The 21648-nt window shown below is 76.0% G+C and carries 22 protein-coding genes; 6 read left to right on the forward strand and 16 right to left on the reverse strand.

Annotated features, from left to right (window positions below):
- Positions 1–62 precede the first annotated feature (62 nt).
- Positions 63–1166 (reverse strand): glycoside hydrolase family 26 protein, encoded by a 1104-nt coding sequence (locus tag GA0070214_RS15150; protein ID WP_091263280.1) that lies wholly within the window; start codon positions 1164–1166, stop codon positions 63–65.
- A 163-nt stretch (positions 1167–1329) separates the two neighbouring features.
- Here GA0070214_RS15150 and GA0070214_RS15155 point away from each other — a divergent pair, with 163 nt between their 5' ends.
- Positions 1330–1788 carry a GNAT family N-acetyltransferase gene (locus GA0070214_RS15155; protein WP_244167718.1) on the forward strand — a complete coding sequence of 153 codons (459 nt, stop codon included), beginning with the start codon at positions 1330–1332 and terminating at the stop codon, positions 1786–1788.
- A gap of 20 nt (positions 1789–1808) precedes the next feature.
- Here the strand turns inward: GA0070214_RS15155 and GA0070214_RS15160 are convergent, their stop codons facing one another.
- On the reverse strand, positions 1809–2324 hold the full coding sequence (locus GA0070214_RS15160; RefSeq protein ID WP_091263282.1) for a 2'-5' RNA ligase family protein: 516 nt from the start codon (positions 2322–2324) through the stop codon (positions 1809–1811).
- A gap of 86 nt (positions 2325–2410) precedes the next feature.
- On the opposite strand from GA0070214_RS15160, the gene GA0070214_RS15165 reads away from it, so the two are divergent.
- On the forward strand, positions 2411–2920 hold the full coding sequence (locus GA0070214_RS15165; RefSeq protein WP_091263283.1) for a mycothiol transferase: 510 nt from the start codon (positions 2411–2413) through the stop codon (positions 2918–2920).
- Here the strand turns inward: GA0070214_RS15165 and GA0070214_RS15170 are convergent.
- Positions 2904–3878 (reverse strand): glycoside hydrolase family 88 protein, encoded by a 975-nt coding sequence (locus GA0070214_RS15170; protein ID WP_244167719.1) that lies wholly within the window; start codon positions 3876–3878, stop codon positions 2904–2906. The two genes, GA0070214_RS15165 and GA0070214_RS15170, sit on opposite strands and share 17 nt — an antisense overlap.
- 169 nt (positions 3879–4047) lie before the next feature.
- Between GA0070214_RS15170 and GA0070214_RS15175 the strand changes: the two genes are divergently transcribed.
- Together GA0070214_RS15175 and GA0070214_RS15180 are read left to right on the forward strand one after the other, a co-directional pair.
- A complete protein-coding gene (locus GA0070214_RS15175) occupies positions 4048–4425 on the forward strand; it encodes an SCP2 sterol-binding domain-containing protein (RefSeq protein ID WP_091263285.1) in 378 nt (125 codons plus the stop codon).
- Positions 4422–6506, forward strand: a complete 2085-nt coding sequence (locus tag GA0070214_RS15180) for an amylo-alpha-1,6-glucosidase (RefSeq protein ID WP_091263287.1) — start codon at positions 4422–4424, stop codon at positions 6504–6506. Before GA0070214_RS15175 ends, GA0070214_RS15180 begins: the two co-directional genes overlap by 4 nt.
- Positions 6507–6521: 15 nt before the next feature.
- On the opposite strand, the gene GA0070214_RS15185 is transcribed toward GA0070214_RS15180, so the two are convergent.
- Both GA0070214_RS15185 and GA0070214_RS15190 read right to left on the reverse strand, forming a co-directional pair.
- Entirely contained in the window at positions 6522–7217 is a 696-nt protein-coding gene (locus tag GA0070214_RS15185; RefSeq protein WP_091263289.1) for a Pr6Pr family membrane protein, read from the reverse strand.
- 80 nt (positions 7218–7297) lie between these two features.
- Complete coding sequence (locus GA0070214_RS15190) at positions 7298–8122, reverse strand: hypothetical protein (RefSeq protein WP_139141862.1); 825 nt, start codon at positions 8120–8122, stop codon at positions 7298–7300.
- 239 nt (positions 8123–8361) lie between these two features.
- Between GA0070214_RS15190 and GA0070214_RS15195 the strand changes: the two genes are divergently transcribed.
- Both GA0070214_RS15195 and GA0070214_RS15200 read left to right on the forward strand, forming a co-directional pair.
- Complete coding sequence (locus GA0070214_RS15195; protein WP_091263293.1) at positions 8362–9252, forward strand: DUF72 domain-containing protein; 891 nt, start codon at positions 8362–8364, stop codon at positions 9250–9252.
- A gap of 60 nt (positions 9253–9312) precedes the next feature.
- Complete coding sequence (locus tag GA0070214_RS15200; RefSeq protein ID WP_091263295.1) at positions 9313–9516, forward strand: GTPase activator; 204 nt, start codon at positions 9313–9315, stop codon at positions 9514–9516.
- Between the two features lie 63 nt (positions 9517–9579).
- Here GA0070214_RS15200 and GA0070214_RS15205 read toward each other — a convergent pair whose 3' ends face one another.
- The 11 genes from GA0070214_RS15205 to GA0070214_RS15255 form a co-directional block, all read right to left on the reverse strand.
- Positions 9580–10218 (reverse strand): hypothetical protein, encoded by a 639-nt coding sequence (locus GA0070214_RS15205; RefSeq protein ID WP_091263298.1) that lies wholly within the window; start codon positions 10216–10218, stop codon positions 9580–9582.
- A gap of 95 nt (positions 10219–10313) precedes the next feature.
- Positions 10314–11171 carry an alpha/beta hydrolase family protein gene (locus GA0070214_RS15210; RefSeq protein ID WP_091263300.1) on the reverse strand — a complete coding sequence of 286 codons (858 nt, stop codon included), beginning with the start codon at positions 11169–11171 and terminating at the stop codon, positions 10314–10316.
- Between the two features lie 22 nt (positions 11172–11193).
- Complete coding sequence (locus GA0070214_RS15215; protein ID WP_091263302.1) at positions 11194–12183, reverse strand: glycosyltransferase family 9 protein; 990 nt, start codon at positions 12181–12183, stop codon at positions 11194–11196.
- A complete protein-coding gene (locus tag GA0070214_RS15220; RefSeq protein ID WP_091263304.1) occupies positions 12180–12875 on the reverse strand; it encodes an SDR family oxidoreductase in 696 nt (231 codons plus the stop codon). The genes GA0070214_RS15215 and GA0070214_RS15220 overlap by 4 nt, the downstream gene beginning before the upstream one ends.
- A complete protein-coding gene (locus GA0070214_RS15225) occupies positions 12872–14284 on the reverse strand; it encodes a PfkB family carbohydrate kinase (protein WP_091263933.1) in 1413 nt (470 codons plus the stop codon). The genes GA0070214_RS15220 and GA0070214_RS15225 overlap by 4 nt, the downstream gene beginning before the upstream one ends.
- Positions 14281–15027 carry a D-sedoheptulose-7-phosphate isomerase gene (locus tag GA0070214_RS15230; protein ID WP_425255726.1) on the reverse strand — a complete coding sequence of 249 codons (747 nt, stop codon included), beginning with the start codon at positions 15025–15027 and terminating at the stop codon, positions 14281–14283. The genes GA0070214_RS15225 and GA0070214_RS15230 overlap by 4 nt, the downstream gene beginning before the upstream one ends.
- Positions 15024–16241, reverse strand: coding sequence for a glycosyltransferase (locus GA0070214_RS15235; protein ID WP_091263308.1), 1218 nt, complete (start codon positions 16239–16241; stop codon positions 15024–15026). Before GA0070214_RS15235 ends, GA0070214_RS15230 begins: the two co-directional genes overlap by 4 nt.
- The gene (locus tag GA0070214_RS15240; protein WP_091263310.1) at positions 16226–17200 is read right to left on the reverse strand and encodes a glycosyltransferase; all 975 of its coding nucleotides are present in this window, start codon (positions 17198–17200) and stop codon (positions 16226–16228) included. Before GA0070214_RS15240 ends, GA0070214_RS15235 begins: the two co-directional genes overlap by 16 nt.
- Before the next feature lie 50 nt (positions 17201–17250).
- Complete coding sequence (locus GA0070214_RS15245; RefSeq protein ID WP_377463224.1) at positions 17251–18876, reverse strand: HAD-IIIA family hydrolase; 1626 nt, start codon at positions 18874–18876, stop codon at positions 17251–17253.
- The gene (locus GA0070214_RS32805; RefSeq protein ID WP_091263312.1) at positions 18813–19844 is read right to left on the reverse strand and encodes a glycosyltransferase family 2 protein; all 1032 of its coding nucleotides are present in this window, start codon (positions 19842–19844) and stop codon (positions 18813–18815) included. The genes GA0070214_RS15245 and GA0070214_RS32805 overlap by 64 nt, the downstream gene beginning before the upstream one ends.
- Positions 19841–21493, reverse strand: a complete 1653-nt coding sequence (locus GA0070214_RS15255; protein WP_091263314.1) for a carbamoyltransferase family protein — start codon at positions 21491–21493, stop codon at positions 19841–19843. The genes GA0070214_RS32805 and GA0070214_RS15255 overlap by 4 nt, the downstream gene beginning before the upstream one ends.
- Positions 21494–21648: the final 155 nt, after the last annotated feature.

Raw genomic sequence — 21648 nt, forward strand, 5'->3', positions numbered from 1 at the left:
GTCCACCCCGGCCCGGCCACCTTCCGGCCACCGTGCGCTGCCCGCGTGGCCGGGCGGGGGCGTCAGCCGAGCTGGAGGTTCCGCCAGGCTGTCGACTCCAGCGGCGGGTCGCCCAGCTGGTACTCGGCCCAGTTGTTCCAGTAGGCGACCGCGTCCACGTCGTTCTGCTGCCGCAGCCAGGTCACGTGGTCCCGGATCGCCTGCGCCCGCCCGGCGCCGGTGGTGTCGGCCGTGGTGCGGCTCAGCCCGTACTCGGGCACCAGCAGCCGGATCCCCGGGTACGCGGCGCGCACCTTGCCGAACGCCACCCCGAACATCCGCGACACCGGCCAGTACGTCTCGGTGTCCCGCGAGTAGCAGTCCACGCCGTAGTGGGTCATGCCCGGGTAACCCCAGTCGGCCGGGTTGCCCCGCCCCTCGTCGAGCCAGTAGCGGGTGACGATCGGGCCGTGCCCGAGGACCCAGCGCCGGTTCCGGTGGGCGGCGAGGATCTGCGCCACCCGCGTCGCGGTGGTCCGGTACGTCGCCGGCGCCACGTCACCCATCGGCTCGTGGTACCAGGTGAGGTAGACCGGCCGGTTCAGCCCGTCCAGCCAGCCGGTCAGCTGCTCGACGTCGTCCTTCCAGGACACGTGCATGACGGCCGCCGGCGCGTCGACGAACTTGCCGGCGTTCAGCGGCGGCAGCTCCGGCAGGGCGTCCGCGTCCCCGCCGTCCGTGCCGAAGTCGCGCATGTAGCGGATGCCCGGGTACTCGGCCACCACCCGCTGGGTCCGCGCTCCCTTCTCGGTGCTCATCCCGACCAGCAGTGGCACGGTCAGGGTGGTGGCGGCGGTGCCGGTCCGGCCCGCGGCGTCCCGGGCCGTGGCGGTCAGCGTGACCGTGCCCCGGCCGGCCAGCACGGTCACCGCGAAGCGGGTCGGGTCGGTGGGGTTGGGCGTGACGGTCACGCCGGGCGCCGTGCTGCCGAGCTGCACGGTCAGCGGCACACTGAGATCCACCCGGACGGGGCTGTCCCAGGACGCGCCGGTCGGGTCGCTGACCCGGCCGGACAGGGTCAGCAGTCGCGAATCGGGATGATAAGCATCAACTCGGACGGTGGTGGACTGGCCGGGCAGCAGGACGGACGGGTCGGCGGTGACGGAACGGATGACGGGTGCGGCCATGGGATGCCTCCTCCGGGCGTGCTCGTTGGCGCTCCGGCCGCACGTCCTCGGGTGGCCAGGACGGCTCTGACCTGCTCTTTTACTAGATTGCGCCGTTCCGGCGGCATCGCCATCAGCGGCGGCAGATGGCGCAAAACCCGGTCCGGCCGGCATGCTGTACCGCGTGTCGATCACCGTGCGTGAGCTGACCGGGGCGGACTGGCCGGGGCTGTGGCCGATGCTGCGCGACATGGGCGTCGGCGACGAGCCCGCCGAGGTCCACCGGGAGCGTTTCCTGCTCCTGCTCGCCGATCCCCGCTGGGCGCTGCTCGGCGCGGTCGACCACGGCGGGCTGAGCGGGTACGCGGCCGCCCAGGACCACGGGCCGCACCTGCGCTCCGGCGACGCGCACCGCACCGTGCGCCTGCACGACCTGTACGTACGCCCGGACCGGCGCCGGTGCGGCGCCGGCCGCGCGCTGCTGGCCGCGGTGTCGGAGTGGGCGGCCGGGCGGGCCCGGCACCTGGAGTGGCAGGCCCACCGGGAGCGGGCGGCGCCCTTCTACGAGCGGCTGGGCCACCGCGGCGATCCCTGCCCGCAGCCCGACTACCCGACCTTCTTGGTCGACCTGGGGCCGCGCTGACCGTCGCGCCCGCCAGGGAGTCAGGCGAGCGGGTGGGAGATCCCCCGGGCGTGGTCGGTGACGGCGGCGCCGACCACGGTGGCGGTGAGCGGCAGCACTTCCAGGCAGCGGCGCACCGCCGCAGCCATCAGCGCGTTCGGCACCCGCATGGACAGCGTGCAGTGGGGCACCCAGCGGCCCGGCCGGTAGTGCTCCACCAGGTCGATGCCGGCCCGGGCCAGCCGCTCGTGCACCGCGCCGTGGTGGGCCAGCAGCTCCGGCGTGGGGGCCGGACCGAGCCAGAGCACCCGCCCCACGAACTGCCCCGCGTGCTGGAACTCCAGCCGCAGCGGGGCGGCCACCACCGTCCCGGCCAGCGCCTCGGCGACCCGGTGCGGGTCGAGGCGCGGCGCGACCGCCAGTGAGACGTGCGGCCGGTGCCGCTGCTCCAGCAGCGACTTCATGCTCTGCACGCCCTCGGCCTCCAACGCGTCCCAGAGCACCCGGATCCGCCGGGTGGCGTCGGTGTCGAGATACAGCTCCAGCGCCGCGACCACGCGATCACCCTAAGGGGGTGAGGTTTGCCGCCCGGCCTGGGCGGTACTGCCTCCGGTGGCACCGACGGTGGAGGAGCGTGGGACCCGTGGACGTGAACGACCTGCTGACCGATGCGTACGGCCGGTTGCCTGACCTGGTGGCGGGTGCGCTCGACGGGTTGAGCCCGGAACAGCTGCGGCAGGCGCCGGCCGCCGGGGCGAACCCGGTGGCCTGGCTGGTGTGGCACCTCACCCGGCTCCAGGACCACCACGTCAGCGACGTCATGGGGGAGCAGCAGCTGTGGGTCGGCGGCGACTGGGCGAGGCGCTGCGGGCTGACCGCCGACCCGGACGACACCGGATACGGGTACGGCCCCGAGCAGGTCGCCCGCGTGCGGCCGGAGGACGGCCAGGTGCTGCTCGACTACCACCGGGCGGTGGTGGACCGGACCCTGGCGTACCTGCGCGGGCTGCGTCCGGCCGACCTGGACCGGGTGGTCGACGAGAACTGGGACCCGCCGGTCACCCTCGGGGTGCGGCTGGTGAGCGTGCTGGACGACGACCTCCAGCACGTCGGCCAGGCCGCCTACGTGCGCGGGCTCATCCAGCGGGGCTGACGGCCGCCCGGGCGCGGCGCAGCGCGGCCTGTCCGAGCAGGTGGAACGCCTGCGCCTCCGGAGAGGTGCCCGGCCCCGTGAAGTCCGGCGCCCCGCTGACCCCGGTCACCCGGCCGAGGCGGTCCACCCGCCGGCCCGCGGCCGCCAGCAGCTCGGCGCCGGTGTCCAGCCACGACGCCGGCAGCCAGCCGTCGGCCACCCCGGTGAGCGCCGCGTACCCGAGGAGCTGGGCGGTGTTCGCCTCCCGGAACGAGCGGGGGTCGTCCAGCACGTCGGGGAAGAGCCCGTCGTCGGTCCGGTACCTCAGGCAGGCGTCCAGCACCGTGCGGGCGTGCCCGGCCAGCTCGGCGCGGGGCCCGGCCGGCCAGCCCGGCGCGAGGCGCAGCGCCCGGGCGATTCCGGCCACCACCCAGCCGTTGCCGGTGCCCCACGGGCGCGGCTGGTCCAGCTCCCCCCGGTCCTCGTCCCAGCGGGCCGCGTAGAGGCCGGTGCGCGGGTCGAACAACCGGCGGCGGTGCCCCTCGACCTGCGCGGCGGCGAGGTCCGTCCGGCCGGCCAGCGCGAGCAGCGGCACCACCATGTACACCGTGTCCGCCCACACCTGGCGGCTGTCGAGCAGGTGGAACAGGGTGCCGTCGGCGGCCCGGGGCGCCCGGGTGACCAGCCAGTCGAGCTGCGCGTCCAGGGCGGTGGCGTAGCGCGGATCCCCGGCGGTCGTGGCGGCGTGGCGGACCGCCTCGCCGCACGCCGCGCCGTTGACGGCGCCGGCCTCGCCGGACACGTCGCCGAGCCGCCCGTCCGGGTGCTGCCGGGTCACCGCCGCGTCGGCGACCAGCAGGGCCAGCTCGCCGAGCCCGAGGTCGAGCACGGCCTGCCCGGTCACCCCCTGCTCCCACGACTGGCGCTGCATGGTCAGCAGCGCGGCGAGCACCCGGTCGGTCGTGGCGTCCCCGGTCATCCCCATTCCTCCGCAGTACCCGACTTCCGCCCCGGCGCACCAGCCCGGCGCACCGGCCCGGCTCACCCGCAGGAGGTGAGTTGGACTCACCCCACCGGCGGGGACCCTGCGGGGGCGGGCGGTGCCGCCCGGCGACCGCACCGTGAACGACGGACACGGGGAGGGACCCATGAGCGCCTGCGCGGCGGAGTACCTGACCCGGGGGGTCGACGGCCGGCACCCCGACCTGCCGGAGAACACCCGCGGGACGATCCGGCTGGACCTGGGGGACGGGGCGCGGACCGAACACTGGTACCTGACGATCGATCACCAGGAGGTGCGGGTGGACCGCATCTCGGCGGACGCCGACCTGGTGGTCCGCGCCGACCGGGAGGTGTTCGACCGGATCGCCGCCGGCCGGCTGAACGCGGCCGCGGCGTTGCTGCGCAACGACCTCACCGCGCAGGGCGACCTGCGGCTGCTGCTGTCGCTGCGGCGGCTCTTCCCGGGCCCCGCCGACGCCCGGCACCCCCGCGAGCTGGGCTGCGCCCGGGTGGGGACGCGATGAAGGAGCTGGTGGGCGTCCTCGCCGGCAACGTGTTCGCGCTCAGCGACGCGCACGGCGACATGGAGGTCGAGCCGTACGCACCGATCGGCCTGTTCTCCTTCGACACCCGCTTCCTGTCGACCTGGGTGCTCACCGTCAACGGGGAGCGGCTGAACGCCCTGTCCCGGGACGAGCTGGAATACTTCGAGACCCGCTTCGTGCTGGTCCCCGGCACGGCCAGCCACTATGTCGACGCCGACGTCTCGGTGCTCCGGCACCGGTCCATCGACCAGAGCTTCAACGAGCGGCTCACCGTGCTCAACCACTCCGCCGAGGCCGCCGAGTTCACCGTGCGGGTGGAGATCGGCAGCGACTTCGCCGACACCTCCGAGATCCTCCGGCCCGGGCCGCGCCGGCCGCTGGTCGTCGCCGACACGGCGCACCGGCAGCTGCGGATCTGCCACGAACGGGACCGCTTCGCCCGGGAGACCATCGTCTCCAGCACCGCCCCGGTGGACGTCGACCAGCGGGGCATGACGTTCCGGATCCAGGTCGCCCCGAACGGGACCTGGCACACCGACCTCCACGTCGGCATGATCATCCACGGCGCCGGAGGGCGCGACCTGCGGTCCAGCCTCCAGTCCCACCGCCACCTCGTCCACCACGACATGCGGGAGGACCTGGCCCGCTGGTTCGACCACGCGCCACAGCTCCTCGCCGAGCGGGAAGCGCTGACCGCGGCGTACCAGCAGGCACTGACCGACCTGGCCTCGTTGCGGTACACGCCGCTGTCGTACACCGATCGGGTGCCGGTGGGCGGCCTGCCCTGGGCCATGGCGCTGTACGGCCGGGACGCCCTCATCACCTGCCTGGAGACGCTGCCGTTCACCCCCGAGCTGACGCCGGCGACGCTGCGGCTGCTGGCCCTGCTCCAGGGCGGGCGGCTCGACGACTTCCATGACGAGGAGCCCGGGAAGATCCTCTCCGAGCTGCGGTACGGCGAGTCGGCCGCCTTCGGTGAACAACCCACCGCGTTCTACTACGGCGCGGCCGACACCACCCCGCTGTTCGTGATCCTGCTCGACGAGTACGAGCGCTGGTCCGGCGACGCCGACCTGGTCCGGCAACTGCGGCACCCGGCCCGGATGGCGCTGGACTGGATCGACGAGTACGGCGACCTGTGCGGCGACGGCTACCTGCGGTACCAGCCGCGCAACACGGTCAACGGGGTGGCCAACCAGACCTGGCGCAACTCGCCGGAGGCCATCGTCGACCGGCACGCCGTCGCGCCGCCGTTCCCCCGGGCGACCTGCGAACTGCAGGGGTACGCGTACGACGCGAAGGTCCGGGGCGCCCGGCTGGCCCGCGACTTCTGGGACGACCCCGACTACGCCGACCGGTTGGAGGCCGAGGCCGCGCGCCTGCGCGAGCGGTTCAACCGGGACTTCTGGCTGCCGCACCGGGGCTACTACGCGCTGGCGCTCACCCCCGACGGGGAGCCGGTGGACGCGCTGACCTCCCACCTCGGGCACCTGCTGTGGAGCGGCATCGTCGAGCCGGCGCGGGCCGACGCGCTGGCCGCGCACCTGTGCGGCCCCGAACTCTTCTCCGGCTGGGGGGTGCGCACCTACGCCGCCGGGCAGCGGCCGTACAACCCGGTCGGGGCGCACCTGGGCGCGGTCTGGCCGTCGGACAACGCGCTCATCGCGGCGGGCCTGCGCCGCTACGGGTACGACGCCGAGGCGGCCCAGGTCGTGGCCGGCATGTTCGCCGTGGCGGAGACCCTCGGCGGCTCGGTGCCGGAGGTGATCGCCGGTTACCCGCGCGACCTCACCAAGTACCCGGTCCAGCTGCCGGTGGCCGGCCGGCCCCAGTCGTGGGCGTCCGGGGGGCTCCTCATGCTGCTCGCCACCATGCTCGGGCTGCGCCCGTGCGGGGACAACCTGCTGGTGAACCCGTACGTCCCGGACGGCTACGGCCGGATCGAGCTGCTCGACGTGCCGGGGCGCTGGGGGCGGGCCGACGCCTACGGCCGTGACCGCACCACCGGCCGGCGGGTCCGGGTCGGCGGCGCGGACGGTGGGCGGCGTGGCGACGGGTGACCGGCGACGGTCCGGTCAGCGCCCGGCCGCGCTCCCCTCCGGCGCGGCGACCGGCGCCGGGGCGGGCTCCGCCGGCACATCACGGCCACGCCGGGCCAGCGCCCGGTCGACGCCGACGAACAGGAGCCCGAGCAGCCAGAACGTGACGGCGAAGAAGAGCGCGCTGAACCCCACCCCGCCGTAGCCGAGCTGCCGGACGTCGAGGAACGGGTACGGGTAGCGGTGCACGACGAGCCCCCGCACCAGGGCGAAGGCGAGGTACGCGATCGGGAACGCCAGCCACCAGGCCGCGTACCGGGGGCGCAGCCGGCCGCGCCGGTCGAACAGCGCCCAGTCGGCGACGGCCAGCAGCGGCACCACGGTGTGCAGGAACTGGTTGCCCCACCACTCGCCCGGTGCGCGGTCCGGCTGGACCATCGCGAACGGGCTGGCCGGGTTGGCCAGCACCAGGTGGTAGACCGTGCCGGTGATGGTGATGTAGAGGGTCACGGCGCCCTTGAGCGCGCTCGGCGGCTCGGGACGGCCCTGCCAGGCCCGCCAGGCGGCGTATCCGGCGAAGACGCCGACGGCGACGTTGCTCTGGATGGTGAAGTACGGCAGCAGGCCGGTCACCGTGGCCGGGCCGAGCGCGGTGAGCACGATGCCGGCCACCACGCAGAGCACGACGGTCAGGCGGAAGGGGATCGCCAGTCGGCGACGCCGTGGAGTCACCGGGGCACGCTACCAACCCGTCCGGTGCCGATCATCGACGCGAGCCGGCGGCAGCACAGCATCCGGCCGGCCGCGGCCGGTCACCGTGGGCGCGAGGAGGGGCGGACCGAGTCGGGTTTCTCCGCCGGCCGGTTGTCCGGATGGGTGGTCGTCGCGAGACTGGCCGCCGGGCTGCTGGGCGCGGGTTCCGGCGGACCGGTGACGCGGGCGGTTGGCCCGGTGCTGGTGCCCCGCGTCGGATCTTCGCTCGGCCGCGGCGCGGTCGGGTCGCCGCCGGATCTGGTCGGCTTGCCCTTCCCGTCGAGCAGCCCGTCGCAGTAGCCGGGGACCTTGTCGCGGCCGCCCGCCGCCGCGACCAGGGCGGCGAAGGGAGGCGCCTCCAGGGCATGGCCCCGGTCCGCGTTCTTCTTCGCCCGGTAGGCGGTGCAGAGCCCGGCCAGCCCGGACGGGGTGCCCGGAACGTCGGTCGGGCCGGCGCTCGGGGCGACCGGACGGCTCGGGCCGGGGGTCGGCGCGGCCGGCCGGTCGGTGCCCGCGCCGGGGGACGGCGTGACCGGCGTGCCGCCACCCCCGCCCAGCGGGCCGGGCAGGTTGCCGGTGACGGCGGCCAGGGCGACCCCACCGGTGGCGGTGGCGAGCAGGGCGCCCAGGGCGAGTTTGGCGCCGAGCAGCCCGGTGCGGAGGCGTCGCCGGGGCGGGGACACGGCCACCGGGACCGCGTCGCCGGCCCGCGCCCGGCGGAAGGCCTGTAGAGCGGCCCCCTCGCCGCTGAGCTCCTGCGGGTGGGGATCGGCGCGGACGGCGGCGAGGAACCGGACGAGCGCCTGCGGACCGTCCTGCGGGTCGCTGACGGGACCGACGAGCAGGCGCTCGACGGTCTCCTGGTCCATGCGGTGTCCGTTCATCTCGTGTCCCTCAGCGCCGCCACCGGTCGTGGCGTCACACGAGAGACCCCCGCCTGCCCCCGTTGGGCGGGTGACCTCGGTCACCGTCGCGGGGTCAGCCCATGGTCTTCGCCCCGTCGATGCCGCCCGCCTTTCGCTTGGGGACCGGGACACGGTACGACCCGTCACCGACAGTTTCCCCGCTCCACACCGGACGACCCGAGTTGCCGTTTCGTCCGGATCGCGGTGCACTGAATTACATGGGTGTCATCAAGGTGGGCACGTCCTCCTGGGCCGACCAGATGCTGGTCCGCTCGGGCTGGTATCCCCGTGCGGTCAACACGCCGGCGGGCCGGCTCGGCTGGTACGCGGAGCGGTTCGGTCTGGTCGAGGTGGATACCTCCTACTACGCGATTCCGGCACCCGAGACCGCCGAGGGCTGGGCGGCCGCCACCCCGCCGGGCTTCACCTTCGACGTCAAGGCGTTCCGCCTCTTCACCGGCCACCACACCCCGGTCGACGCGCTGCCCCGGGAGCTGCGTCCGGCCGGCGGCCCGAGCCGGATCCGCTGGCGCGACCTGTCCGCCGGGGCGTACGACGCGCTCTGGGACCGGTTCCACGCGGCGCTGGCGCCCCTCGCGGCGGCCGACCGGCTCGGCGCCGTGCTGCTCCAGTTCCCGCCCTGGCTGGCCCGTGGCGAGGCGGCCCGGCAGCGGATCCTGTCCGCGGCGCGGCGGTGCCGGCCCTGGCCGGTGACCGTCGAGCTGCGGCACTCCTCCTGGTTCACCGAGGACGCCGTGGTGGAGACCGTGACCTTCCTGCGCGAGCACGGGCTCGGGTACGCCTGCGTGGACATGCCGCAGGGGCACGAATCCTCGGTGCCGCCGATCCTCGTCGCCACCGCCGATCTCGCCGTGGTCCGGTTCCACGGGCACAGCACGGCGTGGGAGAGCGGCGACAAGCAGGAGAAGTTCCGCTACGCCTACGGCCACGAGGAGCTGCGGCGCTGGTCCGTGCTGCTGCGCGAACTCGCCGACCAGTGCGCCGAGCTGCACGTGCTGCTGAACAACTGCTGCGGCGACCAGGCCCAGCGGGACGCCGCCCGGCTCGCCGCGCTGCTCGGCGTCGCGCCCGCCACCGCGCCCGCCTGAGGTTTCCGCCGGCACCCCGCGGGTACCGGCGGTGCCGAGGACCGACAGCGAGGGGGACGCGTGGACGAGCGGCGGGACGAGCCCGGTGGCCTGACCCGGGACGGCCGGGACCCCCGGGCGATCCGGGAGGCCGAGGAGGCGCACGGCGGCAGCATGGCCCCGGGTCTGGTGGACGACACCGGCCACCCGGTGGCCGAACCACCCGTGCCGGACAACGAGCCGTCGGCGTTGGGCCGGCCGGGGGAGGACGGCACCGGTTCCTGACCGGACGAGCGACGCGGCGACGCCCGGGGCGCGTTCAGCACCCCGGGCGTCGTCGTGCGTGGCTCACCTGCCGGCCATGGCCATCGGTCGCTTCGTCCCGGCCATCCCGGCCATCCCGGCGACCTTGCCGATGCTCTTCGGCGCCATCGCCATCCCGCCGGCCCGGTTGAGCAGGCCCCGGAACACCTGTCCCGGTTTCTGCTGCTCACCCATGTACGCCGACACCACCACGAGGGCGCCGGTCATCGCCGGGATCGCCCACTGGAGCAGCCTCATCTGCCGCTGTGAGGAGGCGACGTTCGAGGGCGTCTGGTAGCTCGGCTCGGTGGCCCCCTGGACGGGCGGCCCGCCCGCCTTCTGCAGGCGCATGCCGAGCAGCCGGCTGTAGCCGGTCACCGCCAGCGCGCCGACGGTCAGCGCGGTTTTCAGCGTGCTCATCCTTCCCACCCCGCGCTGGGCGGCCACGCGTGGACTTTCCGTGATCAACTCGCCGACGGCGCCGGCGAGGTGCGCGCCGATCGCCGCCGCGTTGACCGGTGTCCACCGGGCCCAGCCGGCCGAGGCGACCGGCAGCCGTTGAGTCGAGTCGTCGATCTTCGCCGCCGCGCCGTTGACACCCAGCGCACCCATGAGTGAGCCGCCGAACCAGGCCGCCAGGCCGAGGTCGTGCATCGATCGCAACGCGGTGTGCCGTTCGGACATCTGATCCCCCTCCGCCGTGTTCGGGCGGTGCGGCTTACCCACGTTCCGCGAACCTAAGCGCCCCAATTCCGGCCGTGCCGTCCGGGTCGTACGGCTCAGCGGGGCGGCAGCGCGGCGGCGAACGCGGCGATCCGGGCGGCCAGCGGGGCGGCGGCGCGTACCCAGGTGAAGTGGTCCAGCGGGGCGCCCGCCTCGGCGACGGTGTAGCGGTGCCGGCGCACGTCGGCGGCGGCGAGCTTGCCGCAGAGGTGGTCCATCGTCTCGTGCGGCGTGTACTGGTCGTCGTCGACGCTGACCGCGAGCACCGGGGTGCGGACCCGCCGGACGGCCGCCTCGACGTCGACCCCGTCGAGCACCGGGAAGCGCCCGGTCCGGGCCGTGTACGCCCAGTCCCGGATCACCCCGCGCGCCTGCCGGCCGCCGAACCCCCAGCCCGGCCAGACGCCGAGCAGCCGGGCCACCGCGGCGATGCCCTGGGTGTACGGCAGCACACCCCAGCCGCGCCGTCCCGGGTACCCGCGCCACCAGGGGATGCCCACCGCGACGAGAGCCAGCCCGTCCACCCGGTCGGCGTCGTGCAGCGCCTGGTGCAGCACCGCGACCTGCCCGCCGAGCGAGTGCCCGAGCAGCAGCCGGGTCCGGCCGTCCAGCCGGGGCTTGAGCGCGTCGAGCACCGCGTCGACGTCGGCGGCCAGCTCGGCGTAGCCGTAGCGGCAGGTGCGGGAGGGTGCCGGCGTGCTCTCGCCGGTGCCCCGCAGGTCGGCCACGACGACGGCCAGGCCGGCGTCGCGCAGCGCGGTGGCGAACGGCCGGTAGTAGCGGGCGCGGACGCCCATGGCAGGCCAGATCACCACCACGGGCGCCCCGGGCGGCCCGTCCGGCTCCGGGTAGCTCTGGACGCCGATGCGCGCCCCGTCGACGTCCACGAACTCCTGCGTGTACTCCCCGCTCACCGGCCCAGCCTACGGCGGCAGGCTACCGGCGGGTAGCAAGGGGGCGGCCGGTCGCCGCCTGCGCCGGGATCCGCTGCCCGGCCACCGATGCGGCCGCTGCGGTCACCCGGTCGACCGCCGCCAGCACGGCCGGCACGTCCAGCTCGGCCAGCGCGGGATGCACCGCCGGTCCGTCCCCGGCCGGGCGCGGCCCGACCCAGAGCGCCTCGTGCCACGGCCGGTCCGGCGGCGGCCCCCATTCCGCGGGCGGCACCGGGCCGAAGAGCAGCACCGACGGGGTGGCGTAGGCGGTGGCCAGGTGACCGATGCCGGTGTCCCCGCCGAGCACCAGGCGGGCGTGGGCGACCAGCGCGGCCAGCCCGCCGACGTCGGTCGCGCCGGCCAGCACCGCGTCGGCCGGCAACCCGGCCCGGCGGGCAACCCCGGCGGCGAGGTCCCGCTCGCCGGGACTGCCGGTGACGACCACCCGGTGGCCCCGTCCGGCCAGCTCCCGGGCCACCGCCGCGAAACGCTCCGGGGGCCAGCGCCGCTGCGCCGCCTTGGCACCCGGGTGCACGATCGTGACGCCGGTCGGCAGCCCGCCGGACGCCGGCCGGCGCAGCGCGAGGTCGGTGCGGTCGGCCGGGATGCCGTACCAGCCGAGCAGCCGGCACCACCGGTCCACCTCGTGCTCCCCGGCCCGCCACGGTGGACCGTCGTGCCACCCGGCCCCGGCGTTGGCGAAGGCCAGCAGCCGCCCCGGCCGGGCCTCCGCGAGCATCCGGTGCGACTGCGGGCCCCGGCCGTGCAGGTTCACGGCCACCGCGGGCGGCGGGCCGGACCACCCGAGGCGGCCCAACCCGTCCGCGAAGACCTGCCGGTCCACACCGCCGACCAGCTCGACCAGCGGGGCCAGCCAGCGCGGCGCGACCAGCGCCAGTTCGGCACCCGGGTACGCGGCACGCAGCGCGCGCAGCGCCGGCACCCCGGTCGCGAGGTCGCCGACGCCGAGCGCGCGGAGCACGAGGATCACGGGTACGACGACTCCTGCTCGGCGCAGACCACCAGTTCGCGTACTGCGCAGCCGGGCGGCTGGGCGAGCGCGAACAGGACCGCCTCGGCGGTGTCGGCCGGGTCGTTGAGGATCGCGTCCGGGCCGGGCTTGTACCGCTCGTCGCGATCGTCGAAGAACGCCGTCCGCATCCCACCCGGGATCAGCAGCGTGACGCCGACCGTCCCGGCCAGCTCGGCGGCGAGCGCCCGGGTGAAGCCGACCACCCCGAACTTCGCGGCGCAGTACGCGGTCGCGTCGCTGACCGCCTTGACGCCCAACGTGGACGCCACGGTCACCACGGTGCCGTGCGTCCGCTCCAGGTGCGGCAGCGCGGCCCGGATCACCGCGGCGGTGCCGAGCAGGTTGATCGTCACGATCCGGTCCCAGGTCACGCCGTCGACGTCGGCCAGCCGGCCGGGCACGTCCATGCCGGCGGCGGTCACCACGCCGTCGAGGCCACCGGCCTGCTCGGCGAGCTGCCGGGTGGCCGCCTCGGCGGCCCGCGTGTCGGCGAGGTCGCACCCGACCCACGGCACCCCGTCGGCCGGCGCCTTCCGGTCCAGCACGTACGGCCGCCCACCGGCCTTCGCCACCGCGGTCACCACCGCCGCGCCGAGGCCGCTCGACCCGCCGGTCACGAGGACCGCCCGCCCGTTCAGATCCCTGCTCATACCGCTCCCTTGACGAGGTGGAGGCCGCGCTGGCGCGCGGCCGAGATGGTGCCGGTGGTGGACCGCCCGGCCAGGAAGGGCACGGTGACGACCCGCCCGCCCCAGCGGCGCACCAGCTCCGCCTCGGGCAGCTCGGGGGCGCCGTCCCCGGCGTAGTCGCCGCCCTTGGCCCAGACGTCCGGGCGGAGCCGGGCGAGCACCTGGTGCGGGGTGGGCTCGTCGAAGACCACCACCGCGTCGACGCAGTCCAGGGCGGCCAGCAGCCGCACCCGGTCCGCCTCCGGGTTGACCGGGCGCTCGGGCCCCTTGAGCCCCCGGACGCTGCGGTCGGAGTTGAGGCAGACCACCAGGCAGTCGCCGAGTCGACGGGCGGCCTGGAGGGTCGCCAGGTGACCGGCGTGCAGGATGTCGAAGCAGCCGCCGGTGGCCACCACGGTGCCGCCGTCGGCGCGTACCGTCGCGACGAGTTCCTCGGCGGTGCGCGCGGCCGCCACGGGCCGCGGCCGCTCCGGCGCCCGGTGCAGACCGGCCGCCCCGCCGGCGGCCACGTACGCGGACGCGGCCTCGACCGCCGCCTGCACCGCCTCGGCGACCGACGCGCCGCCGGCCAGCGCCAGTGCGGCGGTGGCGGCGAACCGGTCCCCGGCGCCGCAGGTGTCCTCGACGTGCTCCAGGGTGGACGGCGGCGACACGACCAGCGGCGCGCTGCCCGAGTGGCAGAGCACCGCGCCGTCCGGGCCCGTGGTCACGGCGACCGCGCCGGCCCGCCACCGGCGGCGCAGCTCCTGCCCGGCACGGGTGGCGGTGGAGAGCGCCGATCCGGCCCCGGCGTCGCCGGTGAGCTGGCGCAGCTCGGCCAGGTTGGGCGTGGCCAGCCGGACCCCGGGCACGGCGGCCGGGCCACGCGGGTGCGGGTCCCAGACCACCGGGGCGGTGGCGTCGGCCAGCGCCGCCCGCAGCGTCGGCTGCCGGAGCAGCCCGCGACCGTAGTCGCTCACCAGGACCGCCCGGGCCCGGGCCAGCAGCTCCAGCACCGCCTCCGGCGGCTCGCCCGGTGGCTGGGGGTCGCCGCCCCGGTCCAGCCGGAGCAGGGTCTGCCCGCCGGCCCGGAGCCGGATCTTCTCGGCCGTGGCGCCGGGCAGCGGGATCGGATAGATCTCGACGCCCGCCCCGGTGAGCAGGTCCGCGAGCCGGGCCGCGCCGGCGTCGTCGGCCAGCCCGGTCACCAGCGCCACCTCGGTGTCCTGCGCGGCGGCGAGCAGCGCGGCCAGCCCGGCCCCGCCCGGCCGTTCGGTGGCGGAGCGTTCGTCGAGCACCGGCACCGGCGCGTCCGGGGCGACCCGGCCGACCACTCCGGTGACGTCCCGGTCGAGCAGCGCGTCGCCGACCACGACGAGCGGGCGGGTCACGATCGCACCCACCCGGTGCCCGTCGACCCGTGCCCGTTGGCGCCGTGCCCGTTGGTCGGGTGTCCGTTGGCGCCGTCCCGGCCCGTGCCGGTGGGGACGGGTGGCGGCGCCCAGCGGGCGAAGGTGCCGGCCCGGGGCGCGGGGACGGACGCGGTCGGCAGCTGCCGGATCAGCGGCAGCGCCTGATCGACGTACTCGCAGAGCAGGTGCGTGGAGACCAGGTGCAGCTCCTGCACGACCTGGCTGTCCGGGGACGGCACGGCGAGCACGTCGTGGCACCGGTCGGCCAGCGGGTTGGGGGCGGGGCCGGTGAAGGCCCAGCAGCGCAGGCCGGTGTCGTGGCCGGCCTGGGCGGCGGTGAGGAGGTTGGTGCTGGTGCCGCTGGTGGACAGGAGCAGGAGGATGTCGTCGGGTCGGCCGTGGGCGCGGACCTGGCGGGCGAAGACCTCGTCGTAGCCGTAGTCGTTGCCGATGGCGGTGAGGGCGGAGGTTTCGGCGTGCAGGGCGATGGCGGAGAGGGGTTCGCGGTCGTCGCGGAGTTTGCCGACGAGTTCGGCGGTGAGGTGCTGGGCCTCGGCGGCGCTGCCGCCGTTGCCGGCCACCAGCAGCCGCCCGCCCCGGGCCAGCGTCCAGGCCAGCTCGGTGCCCCAGCTCGCCAGCCGTTCGGCCTCGCGCCGATAGGGCAGCAGCGCCGCGGCCAGCCCCGAGAGGTGGGCGTCGAGGGTGTCGTGACGGGTCATCAGGCCACCGCCGGCGCGGGCCGGGACACCGTGGTCAGCGCCGAGTAGACCGCGCCGAGCTGTTCGGCGCAGCGCTTCCAGGAGTACCGGCTGCGGATCCGGTCCAGCGCCGCCGTGGCGTACGCGAAGCGGCGCACCTTGTCGGCCAGCAGCCGGCGCAGGGCGGTGCCGAGCGCCCGGGGGTCGCGTGGCGGCACCAGGTCGCCGGTGAGCCCGTTCACGACGGTGTCCGCGATGCCGCCGACGTTGGTGCCGATCACCGGCACGCCGCAGGCCATCCCCTCCAGCGGGGTGAGCCCGAACGGCTCGTACCAGGGGGCGGCCACCAGCACGTCCGCCGACCGGTACCAGGCGCCCATCTCCTCGCGCGGCACCGCGCCGACCAGCTTCACCCGGTCGGCCACGCCGCACGCTTCGGCCAGCGCGGACAACCGCCGGGCGAACGCGTCGGCGGGGAGCAGGTCGGCCGGCGGGCCGCCGACCACCACGCACTCGGCGTCCGGCACCGCGGGCAGCGCACGCACCACCTCCAGGAAGCCCTTGCGTTCGACCATCCGGCCGACGGTGAGGATGCGGGGACGGGCCGGGTCGCGCGGTGCGACCGGGCCGTCGGGACGGAACACCGACTGGTTGACGCCGGACGGGACCAGCGCCATCCGGGACCGGGGCACGCCCATCCGGACCAGCTCGCCCACCTCGTCCTCGCACTGCACGATCACCCGGTCCACGGCCCGGCCGAGCGTCCGCTCGTAGCCGATCCGCCCTGGCGGGCTGGTGTCCTTGGCGCCCTGGTGCCGGCGCTTGACCGTGCCGAGCGCGTGGTACGTGAGCACCGTCGGCACCCCGGTCCGCCGGCCGGCGTGCACCGTGGCCAGCCCGCTCATCCAGAAGTGCGCGTGCGCCACGTCCGGGGTCCAGCCGCCGCGCCGCCAGGTGTCCGCGAGCCAGCTGCCGAACTCACCCATGTACGGCAGCAGCTCGTCCTTCGGCACCCGCCGCGCCGGGCCGGCCGGCACGTGGCACACCTGGTAGCCGTCCGCCGTGGACACCGCGTCGGGCAGGGCGGTGGAGTCGCGGCGGGTGTAGACGCGGACGTCGTGCCCCTCGCCGACCAGCGCGGACGCGAGTTCCGCCACATGGGTGTTCTGGCCGCCGGCGTCCTCCTCGCCGAGGACGGCGAGCGGGCTGGCGTGCTCCGAAATCATCGCGATGCGCATGTCTCCTCCTCCATGATCCGGTCCCAGTCGGCGAGGAACCGGTCGAGCCCGAAGCGTTCCTTCGTCACCTCGCGCGCCCGTGCCCCCAGCCGGTACGCGGCGTCGCGGTCCTCGGTGAGCCACCGGGCCGCCTCGACGAGCGTGTCCACCCGGGTGGCGAGCACACCGGCGTCGGGCGGTACGGCGTCCACCGCCTCGGTGGTGGCCAGCGCGACCACCGGCATGCCCATGGTCATGGCCTCGATGAGGCTCAGCCCGAGCGAGGTCCAGCGGCACAGGTGCAGGTACGCCCGCCGCCGGGCCACCTCGGCGTGCATCCGGTCCTGCGGCACGTCGTCGTGGACGGCCAGCCGGTCCGCCGGCAGGCCGAGCCGCTCGGGCAGCCCGGCGACCCCCATGCCGAAGACGTCCAGCGGGGCGACCGCGGCGAAGCGCGGCATGAGGTCGGTGCCGGTGACGCGCCAGCGGCGGACCGGCTCGTTGGTGACCACGGCGAGCCGGTCCAGCTCGCCGGTCCACTCCACCGTGGGCGGCACGATGCCGTGCTCGACGACGGCGGTGCGGGTGCCGCCGTTGTCCCAGAACAGCTCGTTGAAGTGGGTGACGTGGGTGAGCAGCAGGTCGTCGCGGTCGGCCATGGGGTGGCGGGTGTTCGGCACGTCGCCCTTCGGGGTGTTGTGCTCGACGTAGATCGCCGGCACGTCGTGGCCGGGCCGCCGGCCCAGCCACCGTCCGGCCAGCTCCAGTTCCTCGGGCCGTTGCAGGATCACCAGGTCGACCTGCGTCCGCCCCAGCTCCTCCGGGGTCACCTCGACGGCGTTCCCCGGCCAGGCGTAGGTCCGCGCCCGACCCAGCCCGTACGGGCCGCGGTCGGGCGTGACCGGCACCAGGTACCGGTGTCTCCCGTGCACGAACGACGTCGTCCAGGAGCCGTGCACGTGCCACACCAGAACGTTCATCTCTCTCCTCGTCGGCGACTGTGCGGGACAGGGTGGGGCGGGCGGTGGGGTCAACCGGGGGCGAGCCGGCGGACGGCCGCGACCACCGCGGCCGGGTCGACGCCGCCCAGGCAGGGGTGCCCGGCGACCGGGCAGGTGGCCGCCCGGGTGTCCCGGCAGGCCGCCCCGGCGTCGCCGAGCCGGACGGTGGGCACCCGGTAGGGTCCCCACTGTCCGAACGGGACGGTCGGGGCGAAGAGGCTGACCACCGGGGTGCCGACGGCGGCGGCCAGGTGGGCCGGCCCGGTGTTGCCGACGACCAGGCAGCGGGCCCCGGCGACGATCCGGGCGAGCCCGGCCAGGTCGGTCGTCCCGCCCAGGTCGGTGCCGCCGGCGGCGGCCACCCGGGCGGTCAGCTCCCGCTCGCCGGGGCCGCCGGTGACCAGCACCCGGTGCCCGTCGGCCGCGAGGGCGGCCACGATCTCGGTGCAGCGCTCGGGCGGGCAGGCCCGGGCCGGCACCGAGGAGCCCGGGTGCACCACCACGTAGCCGCCGGCGGGCAGGTCCACGGCCGGCGCGGGCAGGCCGGCGCGGAGCCGCAACACCGGCTCGTCACCCGCGGGCAGGGCGAAGCCGGCGGCGGCGGCCAGGGATAGCGCCCGCTCCGGTTCGGGCACCCCGACCGGCGCCCGGTGCCGGACGTCCAGCAGGGACCCCGGGTAGTCGTCGCTGATGGCGCTGACCCGCGGGACGCCGGCCATCCGCAGCAGTAGGGCCAGGGGGAGCGGCGACTGGTGGAACGAGGTGAAGACGACCGCCTCGTCGGCGCCCACGGCGGCGAGCCGGGCGGTGAGCCGGCGCATGTCGTCGGGGTCGACCGGCTCGGGAGAGCCGTCGATCCAGGGCAGCCGCCACTCGATCAGTTCATCGACGCCGGGCAGCAGCTCCGCCGCGGCCCGGCCCCGTGGCCCGCAGAGCAGGACCACCCGTTCCGCCCCGGCCGCCACCGCGCGGATGCCGGGGCCGGTGACCAGCACGTCGCCGGCCGAGTCGCTGCGCACCACCAGCACCGTGCCGGCCCGCCCGGCCCGTGGCACCACCGGTCGTACCGCCCGCGCCCGGCGCAGGATCTCGGCCACCGCGCCGGGCAGGTCCCGGGCGACGGCCGGCGCCTCGGCGACCTCCTCGGGGCGGGTGACCGGGGTGGGCACCAGGATCCCGGTGGCGCCGGCGGCGAGCGCGGCGGCCATGTCGCGGCCGATGTCGCCGACCAGCACGCAGCGCCGGGGCGCGGTGCCGAGCGCCCGGGCCGCCTCGTGCACCAGCCCGGGGGCCGGCTTGCGGCAGGCACAGCCGTCGGTGTCGTCGTGCGGGCAGACCGCCCAGTGGTCGAAGGGTCCGAGCAGCTCCTCGATGCGGGCGTGCACGGCGTGCATCTGCCGCTCGGTGAAGTAGCCCCGGGCCAGGCCGGACTGGTTGGTCACCACGGCCAGCCGGACCCCGGCCGCGCGCAGCCGGTCCAGCGCCGCCCGGGCGCCGGGCAGCGGCCGGACCTTCTCCGGGTCGCCGTTGTAGGGCACGTCCTCGACGAGGGTGCCGTCGCGGTCGAGCAGCACCGCGTCGTACAGGGGGGTCAGCACCGTTCCGTCCCCGGCGCAGTGACCACGGACCCGGCCGGGACGGCACGGGCGCGCCACCAGCCGCGTACCCAGTGGACGACGGCGAGCGGCGGGATGAGTGCGCTGGTCACCAGCATGGTGGCGACCTCGTCGGGGGTGCGCGGGCCGGGTGCGACGCGCGCCCGGACGAACTCGGCGGTGCCGGCCGCCCAGCCGAGCGCGGCGAGGCCGCCGGCCACGCGGACTGCCCGTCGGGCGCGGGCGGAGGGCAGGGGAGCGGCCCGCAGCGCCCCGGCGGCCAGCGCCGCCGCGCCGGCCGCAGCGACCGCCACGTGCCGGGGCCGCCGCCCCGGCGGCAGGTCGAGGCCGGCACGCCAGCCCGGGCCGTAGAGCCGGCGCAGCAGCGCGTCGTCGGCGTTGCCGCGCTGGGTGCGTAGGCTGACCCAGCGGTTCTCCGGGCGGACCGGGTGGGTCACCCGGCGCCGGCCGCGGACCAGCTTCCAGCCCACGCGGCGGACCCGGTGGGCCAGCTCGGCGTCCTCCCGGTAGGCGCGCGGAAAGCGCTCGTCGAACCCGCCGACCGCGGCCAGGGCCGCGCGGCGGTAGGCCATGTCCGCGGTGATCCAGCGCCCCTCGGCCAGGCCGGCGGTGCCGCGTTCCCAGTCGGTGGGGCGCCGGTGCGCGGGCAGCGGCACGTCCACCACGCCCTGCACGCCGCCGACTCCGCCGGCCGTCGCGAGGTCGGCGCGCAGCCGGCGGGCCCAGTCCGGCGCCGGCACCACGTCGTCGTCGAGGAAGACCACCCACTCGCCGCGGGCGGCCCGCCAGCCCAGGTTGCGGGCGGCCGCCGGGCCCGCGCCGCGCCCGGTCAGCACCTTCGTGTACGCCGCGAGCGCCCCCGGCACGGCCAGTTCCCCGGTGTCGTCGCGCCGGTCGTCGACCAGCAGCAGCTCGACCTCGGGCAGCTCGTCGAGCTGGCCGGCGAGGGCGTCCAGCAGGGTGGCCAGGCTCGGCCGCCCCAGCGTGGGCACCACGAGGCTGATCACCGGTCACCAGCCAGGGCGCGGCGGTGCACCGCGAACGGGCCGAGGGCGAGCAGGTCCACCGGGGCGGAGCCGAACAGCTCCATGGCCTCGCGCGGGGTGTCCACCATGGGCCGCCCGGCGGTGTTCAGCGAGGTGTTCACCACCACGGGCAGCCCGGTGCGCCGCTCGAACTCCGCCAGCAGCTCGGCCACCAGCGGTTCGGTCTCGGGGTGCACGGTCTGCACCCGGGCGGTCCCGTCGACGTGGGTGACCGCCGGGATCCGGTCCCGCCACTCCGGCTTCACCCGGTGCACGAAGAGCATGTACGGGCTGGGGTAGACCCCGTCGAACAGCTCCGCGAAGCGTTCCGCGCGGACCATCGGGGCGATGGGCCGGAACTGCTCGCGGCCCTTGACGTCGTTCATCCGGCGGGTGGTGTCCGGGTCGCCGGGGTGGGCCAGCAGCGACCGGTGGCCGAGCGCCCGGGGGCCGTACTCGCTGCGCCCCTGATACCAGGCGACGATGCCGTTGTCGGCGAGCACCCGGGCGGCCTCGGCGGCGATCGACGCCGGCCGCGTGTACGGCAGCGCCGCCCGCCGCAGCTCTGCCTCCAGCTCCTCGTCCGACCAGCCCCGGCCCAGGTCCGCGCCGGCCATCGGGGTGGACCGGTCGCCCAGCTCACCGGCCACGTGCAGCGCCGCGCCGAGCGCCGTGCCCGCGTCGCCCGCCGCCGGTTGCACCCACACGTTCCGGTACGGCCCCTCGGCCGCGATCCGCGCGTTGGCCACGCAGTTCAGCGCCACCCCGCCGGCCATGGCCAGGGTGGTGGCGCCGCCGGAGGCGTCGTGGAGCCAGCGGGACAGGTCGAGGATGACCTCCTCCAGCCGCGCCTGGACGCTGGACGCGAGGTCCGCGTGCTCCTCGGTGAGCTCGCCGCCGGCGGCGACCGCCTTGGCCATGCCGGCCCAGTCGATCCGCTCGACCTGGAAGCCCCCGTCGTCGGTGACCCGCACCAGGTCACGGAGCAGGCCGAGGTGCTTCGGCCGGCCGTAGGAGGCCAGAGCCATCACCTTGTACTCGTCGCTGGAGTGCAGGAAGCCCAGGTGCCGGGTGAGGTCCTCGTAGAGCAGGCCGAGCGAGTGGGGGAGCTCCTGGGAGTACAGCGGGGTGAGCCGGCCGTCCCGGTAGACGCCGGCCAGGTGGCTGGCCACCTCACCTCGGCCGTCGAGCACCAGCACCGCGGTGTCGTCGCCGGCCGGCGGGGCGGCGAGGCCGGCGGAGGCGGCGTGCGCGACGTGGTGCGGCACGAACCGCACCCGGTCCGGGTCGAGCCCGGGCAGCGCGGCCGCGAGGAACTGCGGGGCCCGCCGGGCGTAGTCGACCCGCAGCCAGTCCCACGGGTCACCGAGGCCCAGCTCGGCCGCGTCGCGGCAGAGGCCGGGGTCGAAGGAGTACGCCACCGCGTCGAGGCTGTCCACGTCGATCCCCGCGCTGCTCAGGCACCACGCGGCGGACAGCTCGGGCAGCTCCCAGGCGGAAAAGGGGACCGGACGCTTGCCGTGCTTGCGGCGGCTGAACCGCTCCTCTTCGGCGGCGGCCACCACCCGGCCGTCGACCACCAGGGCAGCCGCGGGGTCGTGGAAGATCGCGTTTATTCCCAGGACGCGCATGAGTGGTCCCTACCCTGGCGACCACGGCCTAACCGGTAGATCATCGACTTCTCTGAGAAGTCGGGTCTCCGCTGTGGAGCCTCCCGTTTCGCGACCAAAGCCCCTGGTCGGCACGGTAGGAAGTGGCGAAGCTGGGCAAAGCGGCCGCAGCCGTC

Source organism: Micromonospora chaiyaphumensis (assembly GCF_900091435.1).
Lineage (GTDB): Bacteria > Actinomycetota > Actinomycetes > Mycobacteriales > Micromonosporaceae > Micromonospora > Micromonospora chaiyaphumensis.

Coding starts and splice junctions, on each gene's coding strand:
- GA0070214_RS15150 (WP_091263280.1), bottom strand. CDS start 1,166: ATGGCCGCACCCGTCATCCGTTCCGTCACCGCCGACCCGTCCGTCCTG.
- GA0070214_RS15170 (WP_244167719.1), bottom strand. CDS start 3,878: ATGACCGGGGACGCCACGACCGACCGGGTGCTCGCCGCGCTGCTGACC.
- GA0070214_RS15175 (WP_091263285.1), top strand. CDS start 4,048: ATGAGCGCCTGCGCGGCGGAGTACCTGACCCGGGGGGTCGACGGCCGG.
- GA0070214_RS15180 (WP_091263287.1), top strand. CDS start 4,422: ATGAAGGAGCTGGTGGGCGTCCTCGCCGGCAACGTGTTCGCGCTCAGC.
- GA0070214_RS15190 (WP_139141862.1), bottom strand. CDS start 8,122: ATGAACGGACACCGCATGGACCAGGAGACCGTCGAGCGCCTGCTCGTC.
- GA0070214_RS15195 (WP_091263293.1), top strand. CDS start 8,362: ATGGGTGTCATCAAGGTGGGCACGTCCTCCTGGGCCGACCAGATGCTG.
- GA0070214_RS15205 (WP_091263298.1), bottom strand. CDS start 10,218: ATGTCCGAACGGCACACCGCGTTGCGATCGATGCACGACCTCGGCCTG.
- GA0070214_RS15220 (WP_091263304.1), bottom strand. CDS start 12,875: ATGAGCAGGGATCTGAACGGGCGGGCGGTCCTCGTGACCGGCGGGTCG.
- GA0070214_RS15235 (WP_091263308.1), bottom strand. CDS start 16,241: ATGCGCATCGCGATGATTTCGGAGCACGCCAGCCCGCTCGCCGTCCTC.
- GA0070214_RS15240 (WP_091263310.1), bottom strand. CDS start 17,200: ATGAACGTTCTGGTGTGGCACGTGCACGGCTCCTGGACGACGTCGTTC.
- GA0070214_RS15255 (WP_091263314.1), bottom strand. CDS start 21,493: ATGCGCGTCCTGGGAATAAACGCGATCTTCCACGACCCCGCGGCTGCC.